The organism is Acinetobacter sp. NyZ410, from assembly GCF_022828975.1.
In the GTDB taxonomy this organism is placed as follows: Bacteria; Pseudomonadota; Gammaproteobacteria; order Pseudomonadales; family Moraxellaceae; genus Acinetobacter; species Acinetobacter guillouiae.
The window spans coordinates 4,306,779-4,330,745 of sequence record NZ_CP094620.1 but is presented as its reverse complement, the minus strand read 5'-3'; the positions used below and the strand labels follow the sequence as shown (position 1 = coordinate 4,330,745).

Genomic DNA, 23,967 nt, shown 5'->3' with positions numbered 1-23,967 from the left:
CTTTAAAAAGGGCAATAAAATCAGAAATTGATGCATTAAAGTAAATTGTGATCATGGGCTTGAATTGGTGGGGGAGTCGGTTTCCCGAGAGTTCCCAATAGTTCAATTTCAATCATTCTCACCATCGAATCTAAAGGTAAATCATTACTTTGTGTACCAAAAGGTTCTTCTATCTCGGTACTTAACGCATCTAGCCCCAGAAAAGTATAGGCTAAAATACCCACCAGCAAAGGTGTTGCTAAACCCAGTAATGAACCTAAGCTAAAGGGCAACATAAAGCAGAAAAAATAGACTGTACGATTCAATAAAACTGAATAAGCAAAAGGCAAAGGTGTGGTTGCAATACGGTCACAGCCGGTTTGTACCAAACTGAGCTCATTCACATGTTCATTTAATTGGGTATAGATAATGTCGGAAATTTCGCCTTCTTTGAGCGCTTGCATCAATTCCCATTGGATCAAACTCAGCGTGTATTGCGGCGCATTGGTTTGTTGATACAACTGTGTCAGTGCTTGTTGACTCATACCACTGGTTTCTACCAGCGCATCTGGATTTGCTGTTTGATGTCTCAGACGATCTCTTAATAAGTTTGCAAATACAATCACATGTTGAATGATCCGTTCACGACGCCCTTGCGGGAATATACGACAATCACGGTCAAAGTGACGCGCATTGGCAATCAGCATTCCCCAAAGTTTACGCGCTTCCCACCAACGGTCATAACAGGCGGTATTTTTAAAGCCTAGAAAAATAGAAAGCACCACACCAATCAGGGTAAAGCCAACCAAGGGTAATTCAGGAAAACGATATAAATTGGTATACTCAATGCCACCCACAATTGCAGAAATCAGCATCACAAAACCAAGCGGTGGCAGCACTTTGGGTAAAATCGTACCACGCCAAGAGAGTAATATTTTAAGGGTGTCGTTTTGATCGCGGACAATCATACTTTTAAATCTATATTTTTTAGTGATCTTCACCGCTTCAAAGGTGCTTGTCAATCACATTTGTAGGGAAAGTTTTGGGTTTGATGAGTCCGTGTTCAGCAAAGGAGTAGCTTTGCTCAGCAGCAATGATCATATGATCCAATAATTCTATTTCAAGCAGTTGACAGGCTTTTAATATTTCTTGAGTTAAATCGTAATCTTCACGTGAAGGCTTGGCAAAACCTTTAGGGTGATTATGGGCAATAACGATAAAAGTCGCATGTTTTTGTATGACATATCGTAATAATTGATTGATGGAAATATTGCAGTAATTGATTGAACCATAAAATAGTTTTTTAAAACTCAATTTACGTAACTGGCTGTCTAAACAGAGTACGGCAAAGACTTCTTGAGATTCTCCGATCAATTCATAACGTAAATAATCTCGGATTAAATCAGAACAACTCAAGTCTAAACCTTGGTTTAGTTGATGTTTCAAGTAACGTCGCCCCAGTTCTTTCACCGCCATCAGTTGTGAATACTTGCTTTCGCCAATGCCATGAAACTGTTTTAAATCATCTAAAGACGAATCAAATACAGCATTTAAATGACCAAAATGTTGAATGAGCAAGCGTGCTAATTCAACAGCGGAGTGTTGTTTTGAGCCTGAGCGTAGAAAAATCGCCAGTAATTCTGCATCAGATAAGCTGTGCGCCCCTTGTAAGAGTAATCTTTCACGTGGACGTTCTTGTTCAGGCCATTGTTTGATTGAATGATTCATTATTTTTCACATTTTAAAATTATTTTACTTCTGATTTTTCTCCCTTGAATGACTTGGGAGATAGACTATTTAATGATATTGTGAGCGCCACTGCAACTGAAAGGTAGCCTGATAGTGAGTTTTGATCTCAGTGTATTTTCTAATAAAAATATTATCCTCGCTGTAACAGGCGGTATTGCCGCCTATAAAAGTGCAATCCTGGTACGCCGTTTAAAGGATTACGGCTTTAATGTACGCGTGGTAATGACCAAAGGTGCACAGGCATTTATTACCCCTTTAACTTTTCAGGCCTTATCAGGCAATCCAGTTCATACTGAGTTATTAGACCCTGAAGCAGAAGCGGGAATGGGGCATATTGAATTGGCGCGTTGGGCTGATTTAATTTTAGTTGCACCTGCAAGTTGTGACACCATTGCAAAGTTTGCCGCGGGTTTGGCTGATGACTTGCTCAGTACCTTGTATTTGGCAACCAAAGCACCTGTTTGGGTTGCGCCTGCAATGAATCAGCAAATGTGGGCAGCTAAGCCGACACAACGTAATCTGAATACCTTAGTTGAAGATGGCGTACATGTGATTATGCCTGAAGCGGGTTCGCAAGCTTGTGGTGATGTCGGTTTAGGGCGTATGCCTGAACCTGAAGATTTAGCTGAACAAGTTAAAAACTACTTCCATCAAGCACAACGTGCAATTGCTGAGAAGTTTGGCTTGCTTGCTGGAAAACGTGTGGTGATTACTGCGGGACCAACACGTGAAGCGATTGATCCTGTACGTTATATTTCCAATCACAGTACAGGGAAAATGGGCTTTGCTATTGCGGCAGCCTGTTATTCAGCAGGGGCAAAAGTGACGCTATTGGCTGGTCCAGTCAGTTTAGATACCCCGAATGGTGTGCGTCGTATCAATGTTTCTTCTGCAATAAAAATGCTTGATGAAAGCATGCATCAGCTTGAGGAAGGCTGTGACGTGTTTATTGCAACTGCGGCTGTCGCTGACTATCGTGTGGCAGAAGTTGCAGAACATAAGATCAAGAAAGCGGGTGATGAGCTGAATGTTTCATTGGTAAAAAACCCCGATATTGTGGCGACCATTGCGCAACAGTCAAAGCGCCCATTTATGGTGGGTTTTGCGGCAGAAACCCGTAATGTAGAGGAATATGCAGCAGGAAAACTGGTTGCCAAAAAACTCGATATGATTGCCTGCAATGATGTCTCGCGTGCTGATATTGGTTTTGCTTCTGATCAAAATGCGATGACCGTGTTTTTTGCAGAACAGTACCAGATGGAAAAGCGTGATTTAGAAAAAGCCTCGAAACAAGAGATTGCACAACAATTGGTTGAAGCGATCCACGATGCCTTACACAATGAGATTGAACCAATTTAAGTCTTTCTCTGATTATTTCTGAATATAAAAATGCAACGAATTCGTTGCATTTTTATTTGCTATTTTTTGTGCTTTTAAACTATGTTTAATCTTGGAAATGGACAATAGCCACAATGGGCTTTTTTACACCCAACAATAGCCACAGTTTTAAGGAAGATCATAATGATCAAAAAAACTTTAGCCACCGTCATGATGATTTCTGCTTTAGGTTTCAGCTCAATGACTTTTGCTGCAACGTTACAACAAAATATGCAGGCATTAGGTAAAAACTATAAAGCATTTAATCAAACCAATAATGCCGCTGAAGCAAATAAAGCTTTAGATAATATGCGTGCTGCTGCAACCGATGCTAAAAAAGTCAAACTTAAAGGTCGTGGTGATGCCAGTGCACCGACTTCGACTCAGTTATATGATCAATTGATTGCGCAAATTGATAAGACTCAAGCGCTAGTCAAAGGCGGTCATTTAGATCATGCCAAAATGGAAGGCAAGAAAATTGCTGAAATACGTGATCAAGGGCATAAGATCTATCAATAGTCTTATTGCGCAAATATGCATTTAGATGATTTATAAATAAGGCTAAAATTATAAACTTATATGCTTTCATTAACGTGATTCATATGGTTATAACGCTTGCAATGCCACACTTTACAATTAATGTTTAAATAGCTTTGCGTAGGCGATGCCTCACTTTTTGTAGATGATGCCAAACCTTGCGCTGCAAACAAAGCTGTGCTTTGCTTTTGCTCATGTTTGGCGAGGGGTACGTCCTGTACCCCCGCCCAACAGCGACATCCATGTCGCCACACGATAGATCGACCATGTACGATTCAATAATACAAAGAATCAGGTAAATTTATATAGATTGCGTATGGACTACTTGTTTTTAACGAACGTAATTTCGAAGAATAGATTTATCCATTTAAAAGCCGTTAGTTTTAATGACTAACGGTTTTTTATTGTGAGGAGATTTTTAAACGATATTGAATCACTAAACTCAGCATGATTCGGATTTGCTCATTGCATAACAACTGTTAAGTTAGATGGAGAAAAGTGAGGAGAAATGCGATGCAACAGCACAATCAGTTTGAACGTATTGCAAAAGCCATTGAATACATTAAACACAATTTTAAAGCACAACCGAATTTAGATGAGGTGGCTGCGCATATTCATTTAAGCTCTGCACATTTTCAACGTTTATTTACAGAATGGGCTGGAACCAGTCCGAAGAAGTTCTTGCAATATATTAGTATTGAACATGCAAAAAACTTGTTAAAACAAGAGCATTCGGTATTTGATGCGACTTATGACACAGGACTATCGAGCACCAGTCGTTTGCATGATCTATTTATACAAATTGAAGGGATGACACCTGTTGAATACAAAAGTGGTGGGGAAAACTTAACCATCCACTACCAGTATGCTGAAACACGCTTTGGAATGGTTTTAGTGGCTTCAACAGCCAAAGGGATTTGCTTTATGTCTTTTGTGGAGCATGAGCAAGATGCCTATAGCGCACTCGTTGAAAAATTTCCTAAAGCAAGATTTTATCAGCAAGCAGATGCCTTGCATGAACATGCTTTGGCCATTTTCTCATCTGAACAAAAACCATGGAGCCAAATTAAGCTGCATCTAAAAGGCACTGATTTTCAGCTTAAAGTTTGGGAAAGTTTGCTTAAAATCCCGATGGGACAATTGGCGACCTATGCAGACCTTGCAGAACAGATTGGAAATCCAAAAGCTTCCCGTGCAGTCGGTACTGCGATTGGCAATAATCCAGTGGCTTTTTTAATTCCATGTCATCGTGTGATTCAAGCGACAGGTGTTTTAGGTGAATATCATTGGGGTAAAACACGTAAAGCCGCAATGATTGGCTGGGAAGGTGTGCAAGTACATGCCAGCATTTAATTCACAACAAGCAACAGCGTTGCTCAATAAAATTGAGGGTTTAGATTGGGAGTCAATCCATGCTCAGATGCATACACAAGGCTACTCAATCCTTAAAGACTTTTTATCTGATGAATTGTGTGAGTTGATCAAAAGTCATTATAACCATCAACAACTGTATCGAAAAACCGTCACTATGCAGCAACATCGTTTTGGATATGGCGAGTATAAATATTTTAATTATCCACTACCAAACTTGCTTCAACAGCTTCGAACTCAGTTTTATCCCTATCTGGTTCCTATCGCCAATGCTTGGTCTGATGCTTTAAAGCTGGATCGACAATATCCAGATTCACATCTTGAATTTTTACAACAATGCCAACAAGCGGGTCAAAATAAGGCCACTGTTTTGATTTTGCACTATCAGCAAGATGGTCTTAATACCTTACATCAAGATCTATATGGCGAGGTCTATTTTCCGATCCAAATGGTATTTGTTCTTAGTCAAGCCAATAGCGATTTTACCGGTGGTGAGTTGGTGTTGACTGAGCAAGTACCACGAGCACAGTCAAAAGCCATTGTTTTACAACCTGATCAAGGGGATGTGTTAATTTTTACCACGCAGTTTAGACCGAAGAAAAGCACTCATGGCTATTATCGAGTCAATATGAAGCATGCTGTCAGTCAGGTGCGTACAGGGGAGCGTTATACATTGGGGATTATTTTTCATGATGCTGTGAGTTAAATGATGATTAAACATGATGACATTGAGCGCTTGGCGTTATATCGAAAAATCAGGAATGTTGAAATTTTATTTGCAGGCAACCAAAAGCTAAAAATTTATGGACGTTTAAACTGTGGTTCGGGCAAGCGTATGTTAAAAGCCAATCGGGTGTTCTTTAGTAGTGAAGCCGAAGCCTTGGCATTGCAATTTCGCCCGTGTGGACATTGTATGAAATCAGCCTATGTGAAATGGAAAAATGCAACAACTTGAGTTTCTAACCGATCCCCATGAGAACTTGCTTCCACAAGATGGAACAGTGAATTATTTCGGAAAAATCATGGATGAAGCCATCGCCAATGATTATTTTGAGCAATTGCTAACGCATATTGAATGGCAAAATGACCAAGCGATTATTTTTGGCAAAAAGATTATCACTAAACGGAAAGTGGCTTGGTATGGAGATCGCGCTTTTGAATACACTTATTCAAATAGCTCCAAATATGCCTTGCCATGGACTGAAGAATTACTCGAACTGAAACAACAGATTGAATTGATCACGGGGGAAACATTTAATTCTTGTTTACTGAATCTTTACCATACAGGTGAAGAGGGTATGGCATGGCACAGTGATGGTGAAACAGATCTAAAAAAGAATGGTGCAATTGCGTCTTTAAGCCTAGGCGCGGTTCGAAAATTTGCCTTTAAACATAAAAATAGCCAAGAAAAAATTGAGGTTTTTCTCGAAAATGGCAGTCTACTGGTCATGAAAGACACCACACAAACATATTGGTTGCACCGCTTAGCCCCAACAAAGAAAGTGCATACGGCTCGGATTAATCTAACCTTTAGAACAATCGATGAATCATGATTTTTCCTCACGGATAAGCCAAACAATTGCGGCAAAAATAAAATTGATTAAACTCCCATAAAAAATAAAATTGTAGGGAATCATGTTGAGTAAAACTTGAGAATAACTCAGCGGATAAAAGGGATACATATCTGCATGCATCAAAGCATCTAAAAAAACATGACTAAAACTCCCGACCAAAGCACTGACTGTCGCCACTTGCCATGTGATCTGCCAGTCTGCTTGTTTGAATAAGTTGCGTAAGCAAAACTCACTCATCACTTTACCTATGGGGACTGCAAGCAAAGTAATCAACAAAGCACCAAGTAAATTATGGGTATATAAATGGAGTGTGGTCCAGCCTCGAATGATGCCAATTAGAGGTTCTATATCCATCAAAACTTGAACACCAGAGAAAATTAACAAGCTAAATTTTTTATTTGCAATAGCTTTACAGCTTGCGCCTAAGCCCAAATGTAAGGGAGTAAATGGCATTGTTATTGTTCATGCTTATTATGATGTTTAAATTATAAAAAATTGCATCACCCACGGTTGTGAAGTTTGGGTGATTTTTATCTGATCAAACATAAAAAAGACCGCATAGTGCGGTCTTTTAAACTTAATTATTGAGAAATTAAGCTTGGCCTTCAGCAGCAGCGCCTTGGGCACGTTCCATATTTGCTTCAAACTCTGCATCAAAATTGATTGGCGTAAGAAGTAATTGAGGGAAGCTACCTTTTGTTACAAGATCATTAACTGCTTCACGCAAGAATGGGAACAAAATGTTCGGGCAGTAAGCACCTAAGATGTATGGAAGACGGTCTTCTTCAATACCATCAATCAAGAAAATACCTGATTGTGTTACATCGACGATAAATGCTGTATCGCCTGCATTGTTCGCTTGCACAACAACTTTTAAAGACACTTCAAAGTGGGTTGCATCCACTTTTTCAGCAGCAGAAGACAAGTTGATGTTTAATTCAGGTTGCCATTCTTTGGTAAAAACTTGAGCCCCAGGTACTTCAAAAGAAATGTCTTTTGTATAAATACGTTCTAAAGCAAGTTGTGGTTGAGCTTGTTGTTCTTCACTCATTCTTTATTCCTTAAATTTTAAGAAGTGATTCATTAATTAAGTTGTGGATTAACCAAGTAACTCATCGAGTTTGCCGGCTTTTTCTAAAGCATAAAGCTGGTCAAAACCACCGATAAATTCATTATTAATAAAAATTTGTGGCACTGTACGGTGTCGAGTTTTCTGGATCAGCTCAGTCTTAACTTCAGGTGCTTCTTCATCGAGATTGATTTCGGTAAAAGCAACACCTTTACGCTCAAGTAGAGATTTCGCACGTACACAGTATGGGCAAAAAGCTGTTGAATATACTTTTACTTCAGCAGTCATGTTGAGCTCCTTAAGCTTATTTTTTAGCTTTAACTAATGGCAAGCCTTGGGCTTTCCAGTTACTGATACCACCATCAAGACGATAGCTGTCTGCATGGCCGACTTGTTGTAAAGCACTTCCTGCAACTTGACCTAAGTTACAGATAAATACTAAAGGACGGTCAGCAGTTTTTAACTCTTCAATGTGACTGGCAATTTGACTGTATGGAATGTTGCGGCTGCCACTCACATGACCTTCACGGAAATCTTTAGCATCGCGTAAATCAATCAACATCGCATTTTTAGCCTTCACTAAAATACCAAGTGATTGTGGTGAAATCTTACGACCACTGCGTTGTCCTTCAAAAATAAAGAACAAGATCGCCAGTACCCCTAAAATACCAAATAAGAAGGGGTGATTCCCCATAAACTCAAACCAACGTTCCACAAGTCACCTAATTACAATCAAAAATTGCGTCGAGTATAGCGTATATATATGGTGATCAAAATCACCGCTTCAAGGTTCTCAAAGAAGAAATTTAATTTTTTTGTTGCGCATCAGTGATTTCTTCAATTAAACGTAAATAACTTTCATGTCGTCTGGCTAGAATTTCACCATTTTCTACCGCTTTTTTAATTGCGCACTGTTTCTCATGTGTGTGGGTGCAATTACGATATTGGCAATGTCCAATCAAGTTAGAGATTTCAGGAAAGCCTGCATCAATCTTTTCTAGGCTCAAATGCCAAAGCCCAAATTCACGGATGCCGGGCGAGTCAATCAAAGCACCATTTTCACCAAAACGAATCAAACGGGTAGAGGTGGTTGTATGTTGTCCGAGTGCCGAGTTTTCAGAAATAATATTGGTCTTCTGTTCTGCATCAGGAACGATGACATTAATCAGGGTACTTTTGCCGACACCTGATTGTCCAACGAAAGCAACAGTTTCGTTGTCCAGTCGTTGCTTTAATTCGCTAATATCACCTTCAGACTGAGTGATCAGTACTTCATAACCCAAGTCTTGATATTCTTTAATGAGATCTAAAATAGGATCATTTTCTTTGAGTAAATCTGATTTGTTTAACACCAAAAGGACTGGAATATCCGCATCTGCACATGCCACTAAATAGCGATCAATCAGCGTGGGTGCTGGCTCAGGCAGAGTTGCAAAGACAATGACGATTAAACTGATATTGGCTGCGACAGGTTTAACTTTATGATAACGATCGGGACGTGTTAACAACGATGTCCTTGGATGAATGGCAGTGATGATGCCTAAGCCTGTATTTGGATCTGCTTGCCACTGAACTTTATCGCCTGTCACTAACAGCTCTAAATTGGTTCGTGTATGACAGCGCCAGACACTGCCTAATTCAATCGGTTTCCAAAAGGGTTCTGGATCACCTTCATTGACGATGGGTTTTTGCGGATGTTGAGTAGGAACAGAAAGGGCTTGTACTTCGAGTTGTCGTCCATAATGCTGAACAACAAGACCTTCAAGGTCATTGGAAGTGTCGATTTCTTCTTGACGTGTTTTATGTTGTTTCTGAATGCGGCGTTGCTGCTGTTCAGTTAAACGACGTTTACGAATTAAAGCCATTCATATCCTAAAAACCTTAAAAATGAGAAGGCAAAAATACCATGACAGGCGAATGAATTACAGCGAAGATGCAAGAAATTTGCTACTATTCATTTTTTATTGGCCTAATAAGATTGCACTATATGAGCAGCACTCCGGATACCCGCTTAATTTGGATCGACCTAGAGATGACAGGTTTAGATACAGATAATGACAAGATCATTGAAATTGCGACAATTGTAACAGATGATCATTTGAACATTTTGGCGGAAGGCCCTGTGCTCGCAGTGCATCAATCAGATGTTATCCTCAATGCAATGGATGAGTGGAACACCAAACAACACGGTCAGTCAGGTCTGATTGAACGGGTACGTCGTAGTAAACTCACAGCGCAAGATGCAGAGCAGCAAACCTTAGAATTTTTGAAGAAATGGATTAATCCTAAAACTTCGCCAATGTGTGGTAATTCAATCTGCCAAGATCGCCGTTTTATGCACCGTTTAATGCCTGAGCTTGAACAATTCTTCCATTATCGTAATTTGGACGTGTCTTCAGTGAAAGAGTTAGCAAAACGCTGGAGACCTGAAATTATGAGCGGTTTAAAGAAAAATGCTTCACATTTGGCAATGGACGATATCCGCGATTCGATTGCTGAACTTAAATATTATCGTCAGTATTTCTTTATCGCCAATCAAGATTAATCATTTGAGTGGTTAAATCTCATTACATATCAGATTGAAAGAAGAGGCTTTTTAGCCTCTTTTTTTGCTATGCATTTTGGTTTTTTAAGCTATACTAAAGCTGATGTCCTCTGACAACTCGTTACAAAAAATAGCAAGCAGTTCAAATTGTTTGCATAAAAAACGTTTTAATATCCTTATATATATTTGAATTATTACAAAGAGATTGACTATGCAAAGTAATAACCCAATTTTAACGCGTGCGGAAACGTATGCAGATTATGAACAGCCAATGACTGTACAAGGCGCAATTCAAAAATCAGTTTTATTGACTGTTATTGCGGCCATACTCGGTGTTGGAATTTTTTTCTATAGCTTTACCACAATGAATGTTGGAATTGCCTATGCTGCCGCAATGGTCGGTGCAATTGGTGGTTTGATTCTCGGATTGGTTGCTACATTTAAGCCGAATACAGCACGTGTTTTAGCTATTCCTTATGCGTTCTTTGAAGGTGCATTTTTGGGTGGTGTTTCAGTGATCTTCCAACTGAAGTTTCCGGGCGTACCATTACAAGCACTTTTAGCTACATTTATCACAACTTTAGTGATGTTTGGTTTATATAAGTTCCAAATTATTCGTGCAACTGAAAAATTTAAATCTATTGTGATTTCAGCATCTATCGCAATTGCATTGGTTTTTGTAGTGCAGTTCATTATGCGTTTGGCTTTTGGTTCAAGTATTCCATTCTTATTTGAAAGCAGCATTTTAGGTATTGGTTTTGCTGCATTTGTTGCGGTGATCGCATCATTGAACTTGATTCTTGATTTCGATTTGATTGAATCGGCTGCTGCACAACGTGCACCGAAAGCCTATGAATGGTTATGTGGTATCGCTTTATTGGCAACATTGGTATGGATGTACTATTCATTCTTACGTTTATTGAGCTTGTTGCAAGGTGATGATTAATCATTCCCTTTATATCGATTGATAGATTTAAAAAGGCGCACTCGATTCAGTGCGCTTTTTTTATGTTTTTAGTAAACTTTTAAAAAAAGATGCATTATGCAATTTAGTTATGGGTCAAGACTTGGCATTATGCTTACAAAATTGATCAGGTGAGAATTTCATGGCACAAGGACTATTGGCAGGTAAACGCTTTTTAATCGCGGGAATTGCAAGTAAATTATCCATTGCATTTGGTATTGCTCAGGCATTACATCGTGAAGGTGCAGAACTCGCATTTACTTATCCAAACGATAAACTAAAAAAACGTGTAGATGATTTTGCAGAACAATTCGGTTCTACTTTAGTTTTCCCTTGTGATGTTGCTGTGGATGCTGAAATTGACCATGCATTTGCTGAACTAGCAAAGCATTGGGATGGTTTGGATGGTGTTGTACATTCAATCGGTTTTGCACCTGCGCATACACTTGATGGTGATTTCACGGACGTCACAGATCGGGAAGGTTTTAAAATTGCCCATGACATCAGCGCTTATAGTTTTGTTGCTATGGCACGCGCAGCAAAACCTTTATTGTTGGCTCGCCAAGGCTGTTTATTGACTTTAACTTACCAAGGTTCAGAGTCTGTTATGCCAAACTATAATGTTATGGGTATGGCGAAAGCATCTTTGGAAGCAGGTGTACGTTATTTAGCATCAAGCTTAGGTGCTGAGGGTATCCGTGTAAATGCAATTTCAGCAGGTCCAATCCGTACTTTAGCGGCATCTGGGATTAAATCTTTCCGTAAAATGTTAGATGCCAATGAAAAAATTGCACCGTTAAAACGTAATGTTACGATTGAAGACGTAGGTAATGCAGCCTTATTCCTATGCTCACCTTGGGCAAATGGGATCACTGGTGAAATTCTATATGTTGATGCTGGTTTTAATACGGTCGGTATGAGCCAGTCAATGATGGACAGTGAATAGCATTTAGTCTATATAACAATTTGAATTAAAAACATAAATCTCAACATTAAGCATTTAATGTTGGGATTTTTTTACAAATTTTAAAAAATTAACCGATCAATAAACTAGGATTCAATCGTTTTTTTTGATTAAATATTCATAAATATTAATATTATTTTAAGTTTGATAAGAAAATGAATTTTGCCAATATATTTTCGGCTCTGCAACACCTTGGATTGACTGCGCAAAAACGAGCCTTGCATATCCAATTTAGCAATCCTGATTTGACTGCTCAAGTCTTCTTACAACGTATCGATGGACAACATGGTTTAAACCAAGGTGTGTCTGTTGAACTGATTTGCCTTGCCACTTCAGCAACGATTCCCCTTAAACAATTCATCGGTAGCCAAGTGGCCATTGATCAAGTCACAGATCATGGGCAACTGTTTCGTAGCACAGGAGTGATTACTGAGGCCGCACAAGGGCAGAGTGATGGCGCACTAACGCTATATAAACTCAAACTCGAAGATGCCACTTCACTGTGGCATAAACGCCGTAACAGCCGAGTGTTTATGAATAAGTCGGTTGTGCAAGTCATAGAAACTCTGTTTAAAGAATGGCAAGACAAAAGCCCACTCTTTGCATCGAGTCTAAGTCTCGATAAAAGTGGTCTTAAAAAAGATTACGATATCCGACCATTCATTATGCAGAGTAACGAAAGCGACTATGCATTTTTAAGCCGCTTGATGCGCAGTGAAGGGATCAACTGGTTGATTGATGAAGCACAATTGATTGTACCTAGTTCTGCGACTCAAATTCAGCCGCAAAAACTGCGCTTGGTGGATGATAACAGTGAATACAAAGCACTAGAACGAAGAAAGATCCGCTTCCATCGCAGCAGTGCCACAGAGCAACAAGACAGCATCACCAGCTTTATCGGGCAACGTAGCTTACAACCCACTGCTGTCCACGTACAACGCTGGCAAGCAGATGTGTTAGAACAAGAAGAGGGTGCAGGCAGTGTTCAAAGCAAACACCAACACAGTCAAAACCAAAACAATGCCAGTCTCGGTTTAGAACAAACTTGGCATATTAGTCCAGCATGGATTCAAGACCTGAATGGTGAAGATCAAGCAACCGCGTCAAATAACAATCAGATTGAAAAGATCAACCAAAACCTCAGTCATTACTATGATGCTCAATCCAAGCAATTTGTTGCCAACTCCACTGTACGTGATGCGCAAGTAGGTTACTGGTTTGAATTGAATGAACACCCAGAAATAGACCAACACAGTGGCTCAGACAAAGAATTTCTGATCACGTCAAAGACATTCTATAACCAGAACAACTTACCCAAAGATCTGAGTGAACAAATCAATCGCTTGCTCCAACAAAGCAACTGGGTAAATGAAAATAAAGCAGACAACAGCAACAGTGATGAACGCCAAGCCAATCAATTGGTGCTACAACGCCGTAATATCACCACTGTTCCTGAATACCACCCACTACAACACCGTCCAAGTACCCATCCACAACGTGCCAAAGTGGTTGGGCCAAGTGGAGAGGAAATTCATGTCGATGAATGGGGACGTATTAAAGTTCGCTTCCTATTTACCCGCAATGAAGATCATAGTCATGATGGTGGTGCAGGGAGCAATGACAACGACACTGATTCCGCTTGGGTGGATGTACTGACCCCGTGGGCAGGTGAAGGCTATGGTGCGCGGTTCTTACCGAGGATTGGTGAGATTGTCGTGATAGATTTCTTTGATGGCAATATCGATCGACCATTTGTGGTGGGGCGTATCCATGAAGCGCAACGAAGTCCAACGAAATTTGATGACAAAGGCCAATTACCTGACACCAAAAAACTAGCAGGGATCAAAAGTCGGGAAGTTAAAGGCAGTGGCTATGGTCAGCTTAGATTTGACGATACCACAGAGCAAATCAGCAGCCAGCTACAAAGCAGTCACGGCACGAGTCAACTTAACCTTGGTAATCTAAGTCATCCTAAAGAAACCGAGACCAGTAAAGGACGAGGTGAAGGCTTTGAACTAAGAACAGATCAATGGGGAGCAGTGCGTGCAGGGCAAGGTCTACTACTGAGTACACATGCTCAAGATTCGGCCTCAGGTAACCATCTCGATGCAACAGCAGCGAAAAGTCAGTTAGAAAGCAGTCTAAATAATTCTAAAGCCTTAAGTGAAGTTGCCAAGAATCAGCAAATTGATCCTTTGGAAGTGTTGGAAAGAATAAAAGGATTTATTAATACACTAGACCAACAAGATCCGAAAAAAGCAGATGCATTTAAGTCTGCGGTGATGATGTTGGCTTCACCTAATTCGATTGCACTTGCCAGTAACGAAGATATTCATCTTTCAGCAGATGGGCAAATCAGTCATACCGCAGGCGACAGTATCAACCTAAGTACACAAAAGGCTTTGATTGGGCATGCCAGTGCTAAGATCAGTCTTTTTGCGGCACAGGAAGGGGCAAGGTTGTTTGCAGGGAAAGGTAAAGTTGAACTTCAAGCTCAAGATGGTGGTGCAGATGTGATTGCACGCAAAGGGATTCAAATCATTTCGACCGAAGACGCGGTTTATATCATTAGTCCGAAAGAGATTAAGTTGATTGGTGATGGTTCTGAATTAAAGATTAATGGTTCAGGGGTATTTTCAACTACAGGTGGTTTGTTTCAGGTGAAGTCGGGGCAACAGAAGTTTACCAGTGGTGCGAAGATTAATTCAGACATTCCTCAGCTTCCTATTTGTGAAATGCGTGTTTCTGGTGCTGCGGCAAAAGGTGATGCTTCTGTGGAGCTTTCATAATGTTATTAGAGCCTATACATCCAAAAGAGGTGATTGAGTATGATTACGTCATTATTGACCCGAATCTAAATGCGCAATATTTTTATGAAGTGGAAGCTCAACTTAAGTCTTTAGCACCTGATTATGCGAAGAATGTACAGCATGTTTTTCCGTATTTATTGCGTTTAAATTCAGTCGGTGCTTCGCTTGTTGATGAAATAAAGCAACATGATCAAAATCAGATCAAAGCGGGGCTTTCACCTTTTTTTCTAATGACGTTTAAAAGTGTTCCAACTCGAGAACCTGATATTGTTAATCACTTAAAACAAAATTTAGTCTATGAAGTAGGCACTAAGAAGTATTTGTATCGGTTTTTTGATCCGAAAATTTGGATGCTACTCAATTATTTTGAGAGTCAGGATTTTTTATGGATCAATAAATATTTTAAAAATATTGAATTTAATTTCTTAAATGAAACATTGTGCTTTGACGCTGGATCTGAGGGGGATTTTATTCAACAGCCTGATCATGATTTATTGGAAAAAATCAGTGTAAACAACAGAGTATTTGAAAAGTTAAAATTCAAGACTGACGACCTGCCAGCATACTTTTTAAAAGTTAGTCAGATTTTTAATTATGCAGACTTAATAAAAAATAAAGGGATTTTGACCAAGGATGATGCTGTAGCATCCATTTTTCATGCAGATTTAATCGGTGAAAGCTTTCTTGAAACCCACTTTTTTCAACGTTTAACAGAAAGTCCCAAAGGCTATGAACAGGCAAGCAAACAGCTTTCAACGTCTGAGTGGGATGATTTTTTTAAAAAACAAAATATTGATGATGAAAATTTAAAAAATAAGGTGATGTATGACTACTGATAATCAAGAATATCCTTGTGATTTTTGTAAGAGAGATGAAGGGCTACAGTTATTATTGGCTAGATATGTTGTTGTAACAAAAAAGGGAACTTATCCAGGAAATACTCAAAATGATACGATTTTGTCAACTTATAAAAAAAATGATCCTGAATTACAAGATATAAGTGATGAAAAGAAGAAAATAAATAGCGAACTTGAATTTCGTAAAAAAAGGAATGATTTTTATAAAGCGCGAGGGACTTATATTGAAGGTAGTGGTAAACCAAAACCTACCGAACCACTCCGAACAATAACAGTTTCAGCAAGTCGGAGCGCTAAATCTTGTTTTGAAAGTATTAATAGTATAGTTCCTTCAGAAGGATATGCTTATGGACTTACTACTTTAAGAGCTGGATATTTATATGTATTTATGAAACATATGGATAAGTGGCATGAATATGAAATATCTCAACAGGGCTTTTTAAAAAGAATTGATAATAATGATTATTTCTCTGAAACGATCAGCAACTCACAAAGTAAAGAACCTTGTAGTAAAACAGTTCATCGTGCAAGAGCGCTCATGATTACAATCCCAAAGGCCTCTGAAGCAACTGAAATTTATATGAAATATTCAGAAGTAAAATGGAGTAAAGATAAAAAGGTTGAGAACAAAAATAAATACAAAAAAAATATGAATGTATTCAATGTAAAAGCATATTTAAATGGTATGGGGAATGATGATCGTCAATTTCCCATCACAGAGCAAAACTTAAACTTAATAAAAAATTACAATTTAGAGCAATATGTTTTTTTAGATTCTAATAAGTCTAGCGCATATCTTCAAACCCCGTGGACTTTGAGTAATGTATCAACTAATTTTGAAAATCATTATAATCAGATCTTTGATTATTTGAGTTTTAAGATTTGCTCATCAGAAGCTATTGATAATGATGAAGATTCATCAGTAATTAATAAGTATGATAATTATGAAGTAACAGAATTAAAAGATATTTTATCTGATAATAAAAAAACGAGATTATTTACAGGTGCAATTTTTTGTTTGGATGATTATGTCGGTATAATTCAAGATATTGCTTCTAATGCACTATCTGTATTGGAAGATACTTCAGTATATACAGATCAAGAAAAAACTTTACTTGACGTTGAAGGACTTAAATTAGCATTTGGAATAAATAAAGATATTTATTTTACAGAAGCTGAAAAAGCTGAAATTAATAAAGATCCTATTTTTTTAGATCCTTCTGAGCAATTATCGAATGAATTTGGAAAATATCTAAAAGAACAAATGCAGAAGAAAAAAACACCTGAACAGATCGCAGAAGAAGAAATTAGAGATAAAGCAAATCAACAAAAATATAAACTACAAGATTGGAATAAAAACTATCAAAGCTGTTTAAATGATAAAATTTACTCAGATGCAATTAAATCAAAAAATGAAAAAGATGATCAGAAATCTAAAAAAATTGATTCATTGGATGAGTGGGCATTAAAATTATTTATAAATAATATTATAAATGAACACTATTTTTATGTTACAGAAAGAGATAATCCAAAATCTTTGTCAGGTAATTATGAGTTGAGTTCCTCTATTCTTGAGTTTTGTAAAGCTTTACCTAAATGTTTAGACTATTTTGTAAAACAGCTTTACTTAATTTCAGATAATAAAAGTTTGATTTCTGATACATTATGCTGTAGTTCTTCTGATATTAAAAATAGTGTATCAAGCTATATTAACTACTCAAACTTATCTACAATTCCATGGGGAGATTTAATTTCTCGCACGAATTCAGTAATTTCATCATTGAATTCTTTTGAAATAGCATATTTACAAAGTTCAATAAGTCAGTTTGTTTTGCATTTATCTCCTGTCGCTATGCGTGGAATCGAACTTCATCCTAATCAATTGAATCCTCTCACCATAATGCTAGGAGGCTACACGCAAGCACCAGTTAAGGAAGGAATTATTCAGGCGAAAAATGTTTCTCAATTCAATAATAAACTCGCTGACTTATTGATTGCATATTATAAAGATACATTTGGAGCAGATGTTAAGATCAGTAGAGATAGTATGCTTAGTAAAATAGCCAATGATCCACTTTGGAATGCTTCTCGGGAAAAATTAAGAATTAATTTGCCTTATCTTGATGTTAGCACTCAAAATTTACCTAGAGAAAAAGCACATTTTATTAATACTATATCCAGCATGTTATTGGGGAATTATTCAAGTGATGCTGTTCCAAATGAAGTAAATACCTCTAATAAGCTTAAAATCGAAACAGAAATTCCCGTAAACGTATTTACAGATAAAAAAATATCATTTGAGCATCTGGTTGCTACAGGAAACTTCGTTTTCCAGTCACTTGCCATGTATACAGTTTGGACTGATCAAAATTTAAGTGGTTCAGAAAAGGGTGGCCGTAAAGCTGCTTCTTTAGTTGGTGTAGGGATGGCATTAGTAGAAGGTACATCTATGATGCTTAGTAAATATTTTGAAAGAAAGATGGCTGTAGGACCCTTACAAAATACTAAGCTAATTTCATTCTCAAAAGACTTAGCCAATGCTACAACTATGAAGCATTTGGGTTGGCGAACATTAGGTACATTAGTAGGTGCTGTTTTTGGTGTATTCGATATGATTAATGGGTGGAATAGTTTTAAAAGTGGAGAACGAACTTATGGTTCATTTCTATTTTTAAGTGGATTAACAATGGTTGGTTCATCACTATTTATTATGCTTGGTTTGGCAACCCATCCAATAGGATTAATACTATTAGCATTAAGTATTGGTTTTGCAATTTATGCGCTTTATAAAAGAGAAAAAGAATTACAAAAATGGTTGCGGAAAAGTTTTTTGGGAAATCCTAACGAAGGGATGGTTTCTTTTGGAAAATATGAAACACAACTATCAGCTCTAAATGGACTATTTAAATGAAAAACCCATGGTATTTTGTTTCTCGTACTAAAGTGGAAGAAAGAGTAAAAAAGTATCAAATTTTTAAGCTAGATACTTTTGAACTCAAACGTGTGATCAATCATAACTTTTCTGTTATTCAGATGAATTCTAACTTTATTGAATTAACAAATAGAAATTACGTATGGAAAGGAAAGAAATTAATTTTTTTATCTTTTTTTGGTATTCCTTTTGTCCTATTAGTTTTATTCGGTGGTTATCTATTTTTAAAAGATGGTATTGGTGATTTATTAGGTTTTTTAATTTCATTAATATTTGTTTTTCTTATTTCATTATATATGCTTTTAACTATGTTAATTCCTTTCTTAAAAATTGACTTTTTAAAGCCCCTTTATTTACCAGTCGTAATAAATAGACAAAAAAAGACCATGACCGTATGTTCCGATGGGAACAGCACCTCTCAGTTTTTATTAGACGATTTGTATTTTGATATCGTTCAATCACAAGGTGTAGTGGGACTACCGCTACATGAGTTACATGCCTATGTACTTGATGGTGAAGTGATAAAACATGATATACAGTTAGGGACACCGAATATTCATAAAGATCATATAGAAGGTTTTTTACTATTTATTAAAACTTATGTAGAACAAGGTCCGGAACCACTATATTACAGAAAAGGAATAGATGATCCTGAGCAAGAAGTTCTGAGTAAATTAACTTATTGCTATGATATTCAAGAGAAAAATGAACCATTCAGTCAAAGCTGGCAAACCGTATTTATTAATCATTTTCAGACGCCATTATTTGCAATTTTTTTCGCTATACCTGAGTTTTTTAGATTCTTTGGGCGACGAATTACAGTTGTTTTTTCAAAACCATTTTACTGGAGTGAACAGCTTAAAAAAGATAATTCCGTAGATGAAAATGATCCATATATTGTGACAGCAAAAGACAATTTGAAATTTGGTTTTTTTAGTGTGAAAGACAAATGATAAAGCGCGCAAGCGCTTTGATCTCTAAAAATAAAATTATATTTTTTGTGAGCATAATATTTGGAAGCATCAGTAAAATGGGTACATGATGAAAAGTAAAATTAAAGAGCATTCGTTTGGTTATGATGTTTTTAAAGAAAATATACCTTTTTCTAGATTAGATGAAGGTGATGTACTTTTATCTCCCTATGATGAATTTAAACGCAATCATAACTGGTCTTTTCTAAGGATGAATAATAATTATATAGAGCTTATAGATCAATCTTATGCGAGGTTAGGAAAAGGAATCAGTCTTTTAGTATTATGTTCTCCTATATTATTTTTAATATTTTATATTCTATATTTATATTTTTCACTTGGTGGGAGTTCTAAAGAGTCTATTTCTTTTTCAATATTTGTCGTAATTTCAGGGTTGATTATCTTTTTTTTACCACTCTATGCATTTTTAGACCCTTTTTTTAAATATGACTACAACAAGGCAGTTTGTAAACCAATTTTATTCAACCGAAAAACAGGCAAGGTGTTTTTTTATTTAACTGAAGCTGAGTATATCGAACGAGATTGGAAAGATGTTGTTTATGTGATGGGGAATAGCTTTGGTCTTTCAGGCGCACCTTTAAGAGAACTGAGAGCACATATTGTTGAAGATGGTCTGTTAAAACATACTTTTGTCATTGGCTTTCCGATGATGGGTATATTCCGTACACAGGGTTTATGGTCATTTATATGCCATTTTATGCATAAAGGACCAGCAGAATTATATCCAAAGCCTAATCCGATGTATGGAACAATAGACCCGTTTACGCAATTAACGTTTTGCCAACAGGTCATTGGAGCAAAAGAAAGTTATCGAGATACATGGAAGTCATTTCGAATCATTTATCATGATAACTGGGTTCCTGCGTTATTTTCCTTCCCTTTTGATCTTGGTAATTTTATTGCAAGACGAATATTGCTCAATATAAAGCCTCTACCTATATGGCATAAAGAGGTTATCCTTAAAAATAAAATGGAACAACAACGCCCAGAGGAAATTAGCTTTAAAGACAACTTTGAATTTAGTATGTTTGAGATGAAAGATAAATGATAAAGCGCTACAGCGCTTTGATTTTTAATGATTAAAATGAAAATTATATTTTTTTGAGCTTAATATTTGGAAGTATAAGTAAACATGGTTGCATAATGAAAAGTAAAATTAAAAAACATTCGTTTGGTTATGATGTTTTTAAAGAAAATATACCTTTTTCCAAATTAGATAAAGGTGATGTACTTTTATCTCCCTATGATGAATTCAAACGTAATCATAACTGGTCTTTTCTAAGCATGAATGATGATTATATTGAACTTATAGATGGCAGAGTAAAACTTGAAGTGCGACATAAACCACCTAATTAATTTAAAGGGTTTATGGAGTATATAAAATTGTCATACCATCATCTTAACTTTGAAGATCGTACTGCATTAATGCTTGAATCAAGAAAAGAAGGCTTTTCACCCAGAAAATTTGCTGAACTTATTAAAAGACATCCTAGTACGATCTATCGTGAACTTAAAAGAAATAGCATCAATGACGTTTATCAAGCCCGATATGCTTCTGATCACACCTTCGCTAGACGTAGACGTGGTCATAGAAAACTCAAAATCGATTCAATCCTTTGGAAATTTATTGTTGAAGCGATCCGTTGTTTATGGTCTCCTCAGCAAATAGCAAAGCGTTTAAAGACATTTCCTGATTTGGATCAAACAATGAATGTAAGCCATACAACGATTTACTCAACTATACGAGCATTACCAAAGGGTGAGTTGAAAAAAGACTTATTATCCTGTCTGCGTCATGAAAATAAAAAGCGAAAAGCTAACGGTGAACCTAAAAAAGATTCTATATTACAGGATATTAAAACTATTCATGAGCGCCCAGCCGAAGTTCAAGAAAGAAAAATACCGGGTCATTGGGAAGCCGATTTAATTAAAGGTAAAGACAATAAAAGTTCGATAGCAACACTTATTGAACGAAATACACGGCTCTGTATCTTGGCAACATTACCTGATGCAAAGGCAGAATCCGTGCGCAAGGCTTTAACTGAAGCTCTGAAATATTTACCTGCAGAACTGCGTAAAACGTTGACCTATGACCGTGGACGTGAGATGTCAGAACATAAAAAACTCGAAGAAGATTTAGGCATAGATGTATATTTCTGTGACCCACATTCACCCTGGCAAAAAGGCACATGCGAAAATATGAATGGTTTAATTAGGCAATATTTACCTAAAGGGATTGATTTAAATCAGGCAGATCAGCATTATTTAAATCAAGTTGCCATGTCACTGAATACTCGTCCTAGAAAAGCGTTAGATTGGCTTACACCATTAGAGAAGTTTGCTCAGCTTGTTGATTATCATAAGGCTTTTGAAACTGTCGCACCTCATGTTTGAATTCGCCGATCAATCTTATGCGAGGTTAGGAAAAGGAATAAGTCTTTTAGTTTTTATATCACCTTTAATATTTTTTATAATTGGTTGCTTGGTCTACATGTTGGTTAAACCATTTTATAATGAAGGTGTTTTCTTATATATATTTATTGTATTTGTTTATTTATTCTTATTGTTTTTTACATTATATGGTTTTTTGAGTCCATACTTTAAGCATGATCATAAAAAATCTATTTGTAAACCGATTTTATTTAACCGAAAAACAGGCAAAGTATTTTTTTATTTAACTGATGCTGAGTATATAGAACGAGATTGGAAAGATGTTGTTTATGTGATGGGTACAAGCTTTGGGCTTTCTGGATTTACCTTAAGAGAACTTAGAGCGCATATTGTTGAACATGGTCTGTTAAAACATAGTTTTGTCATTGGCTTTCCTATGATTGGTTGGAGTAATACCCAAGGCTTATGGTCATTTATTTGTCATTTTATGCATAAAGGACCAGAAGAATTGTATCCCAAGCCTAATCCGATGTATGGAACGATAGACCCTTTTACTCAATTGACATTTTGTCAGCAGGTCATTGGTGCAAAAGAAAGTTATCGAGATACATGGAAGTCATTTCGAATCATTTATCATGATAACTGGGTTCCTGCTTTATTTTCCTATCCTTTTGACGTGTGTAATTTTATTGCAAGACGAATATTGCTTAATATAAAGCCTCTACCTATATGGCATAAAGAGGTCATCCTTAAAAATAAAATGGAAAAAGAACGACCAGAGGAAATTAGCTTTAAAGACAACTTTGAATTTAGTATGTTTGAGATGAAAGATAAATGAAAAATCCATGGTATTTCGTTCCTCGTACAAAAGTTGGAGAAAGTGTAAAGAAGTATCAACTCTTTAAACTCGATACTTTTGAACTCAAACGTGTGATCAATCATAACTTTTCTGTTATTCAGATGAATTCGACATTTATAGAATTTATTAATAAAGAGTATATTTGGATTGGAAAGTCATTTATTTATTCTTTATTAATGGGTATCCCCGTACTTGTAATGAGTATTTTCTTTATATATTTGATTTTTTTTGATTATGGTGAAATAGATTATATTATGTGGTTTGGAGCCATATCTATTTTTATTGCAAGCTTATATATTCTTCTAACGATGCTTCAGCCATTGATAAGGAGTGAACTCCTTAAACCTCTATACAACTCTATAATTCTAAATAGGAAGAACAAAGAAATAACTTTCAGTAAAAGTAATGAAATCCTGCAATTAAAATTAAGTGATCTTTATTTTGATATCGTTCAATCACAAGGTGTAGTGGGGCTACCGCTATATGAGTTACATGCCTATATACTTGATGGTGAAGTGATAAAACATGATATACAGTTGGGTACACCCAATATTCATAAAGACTATATAGAAGGCTTTTTACTATTTATAAAAACTTATGTAGAACAGGGGCCTGAACCACTGTACTACAGAAAAGGGATAGATGATCCTGAGCAAGATTATAAAAGTAAATTAACATATTGTTATGATATTCAAGAGAAAAAAGAATCCTTTAAGCAAAGTTGGCAAACCGTGTTTATCAATCATTTTCAGACACCACTCTATGCGCTTATTTTTGCCATACCTGAATTTATTCGGTTCTTTGGACGACGAATCACAGTTCTTTTTTCAAAACCATTTTATTGGAGTGAACAGCTTAAAAAAGATAATTCCGTAGATGAAAATGATCCATATATAGTGACAGCAAAAGACAATTTAAAATTTGGTTTCTTTAGCGTGAAAGATAAATAAAAAGATTAAAATTAATTTTTATCTTTAATTATATTAATGGGTTAAAT

25 protein-coding genes are annotated in these 23,967 nt (G+C 36.7%); 18 read left to right on the top strand and 7 right to left on the bottom strand.

Going from position 1 to position 23,967, the window contains the following annotated elements:
• Window positions 1-35: 35 nt before the first annotated feature.
• Both MTO68_RS20420 and radC read right to left on the bottom strand, forming a co-directional pair.
• Complete coding sequence (locus tag MTO68_RS20420; RefSeq protein ID WP_004725806.1) at window positions 36-947, bottom strand: bestrophin family protein; 912 nt, start codon at window positions 945-947, stop codon at window positions 36-38.
• Window positions 948-984: 37 nt separating this feature from the next.
• The gene (gene radC, locus MTO68_RS20415) at window positions 985-1,707 is read right to left on the bottom strand and encodes a DNA repair protein RadC (protein ID WP_244014151.1); all 723 of its coding nucleotides are present in this window, start codon (window positions 1,705-1,707) and stop codon (window positions 985-987) included.
• A 114-nt stretch (window positions 1,708-1,821) separates the two neighbouring features.
• On the opposite strand from radC, the gene coaBC reads away from it, so the two are divergent.
• The 6 genes from coaBC to MTO68_RS20385 all read left to right on the top strand — a co-directional run bounded on the left by coaBC (window position 1,822) and on the right by MTO68_RS20385 (window position 6,566).
• The gene (gene coaBC, locus MTO68_RS20410; protein ID WP_244014149.1) at window positions 1,822-3,087 is read left to right on the top strand and encodes a bifunctional phosphopantothenoylcysteine decarboxylase/phosphopantothenate--cysteine ligase CoaBC; all 1,266 of its coding nucleotides are present in this window, start codon (window positions 1,822-1,824) and stop codon (window positions 3,085-3,087) included.
• Between the two features lie 162 nt (window positions 3,088-3,249).
• Window positions 3,250-3,624, top strand: coding sequence for a cytochrome b562 (locus MTO68_RS20405; protein ID WP_004725812.1), 375 nt, complete (start codon window positions 3,250-3,252; stop codon window positions 3,622-3,624).
• Between the two features lie 531 nt (window positions 3,625-4,155).
• Complete coding sequence (locus tag MTO68_RS20400; RefSeq protein WP_244014147.1) at window positions 4,156-4,995, top strand: methylated-DNA--[protein]-cysteine S-methyltransferase; 840 nt, start codon at window positions 4,156-4,158, stop codon at window positions 4,993-4,995.
• Window positions 4,982-5,719 carry a 2OG-Fe(II) oxygenase gene (locus tag MTO68_RS20395; RefSeq protein WP_244014146.1) on the top strand — a complete coding sequence of 246 codons (738 nt, stop codon included), beginning with the start codon at window positions 4,982-4,984 and terminating at the stop codon, window positions 5,717-5,719. The genes MTO68_RS20400 and MTO68_RS20395 overlap by 14 nt, the downstream gene beginning before the upstream one ends.
• A gap of 3 nt (window positions 5,720-5,722) precedes the next feature.
• On the top strand, window positions 5,723-5,968 hold the full coding sequence (locus MTO68_RS20390; protein ID WP_244016007.1) for an Ada metal-binding domain-containing protein: 246 nt from the start codon (window positions 5,723-5,725) through the stop codon (window positions 5,966-5,968).
• Window positions 5,955-6,566, top strand: a complete 612-nt coding sequence (locus MTO68_RS20385; protein WP_244014144.1) for an alpha-ketoglutarate-dependent dioxygenase AlkB — start codon at window positions 5,955-5,957, stop codon at window positions 6,564-6,566. The genes MTO68_RS20390 and MTO68_RS20385 overlap by 14 nt, the downstream gene beginning before the upstream one ends.
• Here MTO68_RS20385 and MTO68_RS20380 read toward each other — a convergent pair.
• From MTO68_RS20380 to rsgA, 5 genes are all read right to left on the bottom strand, one after another.
• On the bottom strand, window positions 6,561-7,040 hold the full coding sequence (locus MTO68_RS20380; RefSeq protein WP_244014142.1) for a DUF4184 family protein: 480 nt from the start codon (window positions 7,038-7,040) through the stop codon (window positions 6,561-6,563). The genes MTO68_RS20385 and MTO68_RS20380 overlap by 6 nt on opposite strands.
• 139 nt (window positions 7,041-7,179) lie before the next feature.
• On the bottom strand, window positions 7,180-7,638 hold the full coding sequence (secB, locus tag MTO68_RS20375; RefSeq protein ID WP_004725824.1) for a protein-export chaperone SecB: 459 nt from the start codon (window positions 7,636-7,638) through the stop codon (window positions 7,180-7,182).
• A 48-nt stretch (window positions 7,639-7,686) separates the two neighbouring features.
• Window positions 7,687-7,944, bottom strand: coding sequence for a glutaredoxin 3 (grxC, locus tag MTO68_RS20370; RefSeq protein ID WP_244014141.1), 258 nt, complete (start codon window positions 7,942-7,944; stop codon window positions 7,687-7,689).
• A gap of 16 nt (window positions 7,945-7,960) precedes the next feature.
• The gene (locus MTO68_RS20365; RefSeq protein ID WP_004725828.1) at window positions 7,961-8,371 is read right to left on the bottom strand and encodes a rhodanese-like domain-containing protein; all 411 of its coding nucleotides are present in this window, start codon (window positions 8,369-8,371) and stop codon (window positions 7,961-7,963) included.
• A 91-nt stretch (window positions 8,372-8,462) separates the two neighbouring features.
• Window positions 8,463-9,521, bottom strand: a complete 1,059-nt coding sequence (gene rsgA / locus MTO68_RS20360; protein ID WP_004725830.1) for a small ribosomal subunit biogenesis GTPase RsgA — start codon at window positions 9,519-9,521, stop codon at window positions 8,463-8,465.
• Between the two features lie 122 nt (window positions 9,522-9,643).
• Between rsgA and orn the strand changes: the two genes are divergently transcribed.
• The 12 genes from orn to MTO68_RS20300 all read left to right on the top strand — a co-directional run bounded on the left by orn (window position 9,644) and on the right by MTO68_RS20300 (window position 23,920).
• Window positions 9,644-10,201: an oligoribonuclease gene (gene orn, locus MTO68_RS20355; protein WP_004725833.1), complete on the top strand. Its 558-nt coding sequence runs from the start codon at window positions 9,644-9,646 to the stop codon at window positions 10,199-10,201.
• Between the two features lie 211 nt (window positions 10,202-10,412).
• Window positions 10,413-11,147 (top strand): Bax inhibitor-1/YccA family protein, encoded by a 735-nt coding sequence (locus tag MTO68_RS20350; RefSeq protein ID WP_004816949.1) that lies wholly within the window; start codon window positions 10,413-10,415, stop codon window positions 11,145-11,147.
• Window positions 11,148-11,307: 160 nt separating this feature from the next.
• Window positions 11,308-12,111, top strand: a complete 804-nt coding sequence (locus MTO68_RS20345) for an enoyl-ACP reductase (RefSeq protein ID WP_004725837.1) — start codon at window positions 11,308-11,310, stop codon at window positions 12,109-12,111.
• A gap of 173 nt (window positions 12,112-12,284) precedes the next feature.
• Entirely contained in the window at window positions 12,285-14,918 is a 2,634-nt protein-coding gene (locus MTO68_RS20340) for a type VI secretion system Vgr family protein (protein ID WP_004816950.1), read from the top strand.
• Entirely contained in the window at window positions 14,918-15,775 is an 858-nt protein-coding gene (locus tag MTO68_RS20335) for a hypothetical protein (RefSeq protein WP_004816952.1), read from the top strand. The genes MTO68_RS20340 and MTO68_RS20335 overlap by 1 nt, the downstream gene beginning before the upstream one ends.
• Window positions 15,765-18,707 (top strand): toxin VasX, encoded by a 2,943-nt coding sequence (locus MTO68_RS20330; protein WP_244014139.1) that lies wholly within the window; start codon window positions 15,765-15,767, stop codon window positions 18,705-18,707. Before MTO68_RS20335 ends, MTO68_RS20330 begins: the two co-directional genes overlap by 11 nt.
• On the top strand, window positions 18,704-19,681 hold the full coding sequence (locus MTO68_RS20325) for a hypothetical protein (RefSeq protein ID WP_004816957.1): 978 nt from the start codon (window positions 18,704-18,706) through the stop codon (window positions 19,679-19,681). Before MTO68_RS20330 ends, MTO68_RS20325 begins: the two co-directional genes overlap by 4 nt.
• An 88-nt stretch (window positions 19,682-19,769) precedes the next feature.
• On the top strand, window positions 19,770-20,768 hold the full coding sequence (locus MTO68_RS20320; protein ID WP_035370590.1) for a DUF6708 domain-containing protein: 999 nt from the start codon (window positions 19,770-19,772) through the stop codon (window positions 20,766-20,768).
• Between the two features lie 95 nt (window positions 20,769-20,863).
• Window positions 20,864-21,076 carry a hypothetical protein gene (locus tag MTO68_RS20315; RefSeq protein ID WP_244014137.1) on the top strand — a complete coding sequence of 71 codons (213 nt, stop codon included), beginning with the start codon at window positions 20,864-20,866 and terminating at the stop codon, window positions 21,074-21,076.
• A gap of 69 nt (window positions 21,077-21,145) precedes the next feature.
• Window positions 21,146-22,114 (top strand): IS30 family transposase, encoded by a 969-nt coding sequence (locus MTO68_RS20310; RefSeq protein ID WP_235663160.1) that lies wholly within the window; start codon window positions 21,146-21,148, stop codon window positions 22,112-22,114.
• Window positions 22,107-22,949, top strand: a complete 843-nt coding sequence (locus tag MTO68_RS20305; protein WP_244014135.1) for a DUF6708 domain-containing protein — start codon at window positions 22,107-22,109, stop codon at window positions 22,947-22,949. The genes MTO68_RS20310 and MTO68_RS20305 overlap by 8 nt, the downstream gene beginning before the upstream one ends.
• The gene (locus tag MTO68_RS20300; RefSeq protein WP_244014133.1) at window positions 22,946-23,920 is read left to right on the top strand and encodes a hypothetical protein; all 975 of its coding nucleotides are present in this window, start codon (window positions 22,946-22,948) and stop codon (window positions 23,918-23,920) included. The genes MTO68_RS20305 and MTO68_RS20300 overlap by 4 nt, the downstream gene beginning before the upstream one ends.
• The last annotated feature ends 47 nt before the right edge of the window (window positions 23,921-23,967 follow it).

Bases quoted from the DNA above. Each gene is read 5' to 3' on its own strand.
- MTO68_RS20420 (WP_004725806.1), bottom strand. From the start codon at position 947: ATGATTGTCCGCGATCAAAACGACACCCTTAAAATATTACTCTCTTGG.
- radC (WP_244014151.1), bottom strand. From the start codon at position 1,707: ATGAATCATTCAATCAAACAATGGCCTGAACAAGAACGTCCACGTGAA.
- MTO68_RS20405 (WP_004725812.1), top strand. From the start codon at position 3,250: ATGATCAAAAAAACTTTAGCCACCGTCATGATGATTTCTGCTTTAGGT.
- MTO68_RS20400 (WP_244014147.1), top strand. From the start codon at position 4,156: ATGCAACAGCACAATCAGTTTGAACGTATTGCAAAAGCCATTGAATAC.
- MTO68_RS20395 (WP_244014146.1), top strand. From the start codon at position 4,982: ATGCCAGCATTTAATTCACAACAAGCAACAGCGTTGCTCAATAAAATT.
- MTO68_RS20390 (WP_244016007.1), top strand. From the start codon at position 5,723: ATGATTAAACATGATGACATTGAGCGCTTGGCGTTATATCGAAAAATC.
- MTO68_RS20385 (WP_244014144.1), top strand. From the start codon at position 5,955: ATGCAACAACTTGAGTTTCTAACCGATCCCCATGAGAACTTGCTTCCA.
- MTO68_RS20380 (WP_244014142.1), bottom strand. From the start codon at position 7,040: ATGCCATTTACTCCCTTACATTTGGGCTTAGGCGCAAGCTGTAAAGCT.
- secB (WP_004725824.1), bottom strand. From the start codon at position 7,638: ATGAGTGAAGAACAACAAGCTCAACCACAACTTGCTTTAGAACGTATT.
- grxC (WP_244014141.1), bottom strand. From the start codon at position 7,944: ATGACTGCTGAAGTAAAAGTATATTCAACAGCTTTTTGCCCATACTGT.
- rsgA (WP_004725830.1), bottom strand. From the start codon at position 9,521: ATGGCTTTAATTCGTAAACGTCGTTTAACTGAACAGCAGCAACGCCGC.
- orn (WP_004725833.1), top strand. From the start codon at position 9,644: ATGAGCAGCACTCCGGATACCCGCTTAATTTGGATCGACCTAGAGATG.
- MTO68_RS20350 (WP_004816949.1), top strand. From the start codon at position 10,413: ATGCAAAGTAATAACCCAATTTTAACGCGTGCGGAAACGTATGCAGAT.
- MTO68_RS20345 (WP_004725837.1), top strand. From the start codon at position 11,308: ATGGCACAAGGACTATTGGCAGGTAAACGCTTTTTAATCGCGGGAATT.
- MTO68_RS20340 (WP_004816950.1), top strand. From the start codon at position 12,285: ATGAATTTTGCCAATATATTTTCGGCTCTGCAACACCTTGGATTGACT.
- MTO68_RS20335 (WP_004816952.1), top strand. From the start codon at position 14,918: ATGTTATTAGAGCCTATACATCCAAAAGAGGTGATTGAGTATGATTAC.
- MTO68_RS20330 (WP_244014139.1), top strand. From the start codon at position 15,765: ATGACTACTGATAATCAAGAATATCCTTGTGATTTTTGTAAGAGAGAT.
- MTO68_RS20325 (WP_004816957.1), top strand. From the start codon at position 18,704: ATGAAAAACCCATGGTATTTTGTTTCTCGTACTAAAGTGGAAGAAAGA.
- MTO68_RS20320 (WP_035370590.1), top strand. From the start codon at position 19,770: ATGAAAAGTAAAATTAAAGAGCATTCGTTTGGTTATGATGTTTTTAAA.
- MTO68_RS20315 (WP_244014137.1), top strand. From the start codon at position 20,864: ATGAAAAGTAAAATTAAAAAACATTCGTTTGGTTATGATGTTTTTAAA.
- MTO68_RS20310 (WP_235663160.1), top strand. From the start codon at position 21,146: ATGCTTGAATCAAGAAAAGAAGGCTTTTCACCCAGAAAATTTGCTGAA.
- MTO68_RS20305 (WP_244014135.1), top strand. From the start codon at position 22,107: ATGTTTGAATTCGCCGATCAATCTTATGCGAGGTTAGGAAAAGGAATA.
- MTO68_RS20300 (WP_244014133.1), top strand. From the start codon at position 22,946: ATGAAAAATCCATGGTATTTCGTTCCTCGTACAAAAGTTGGAGAAAGT.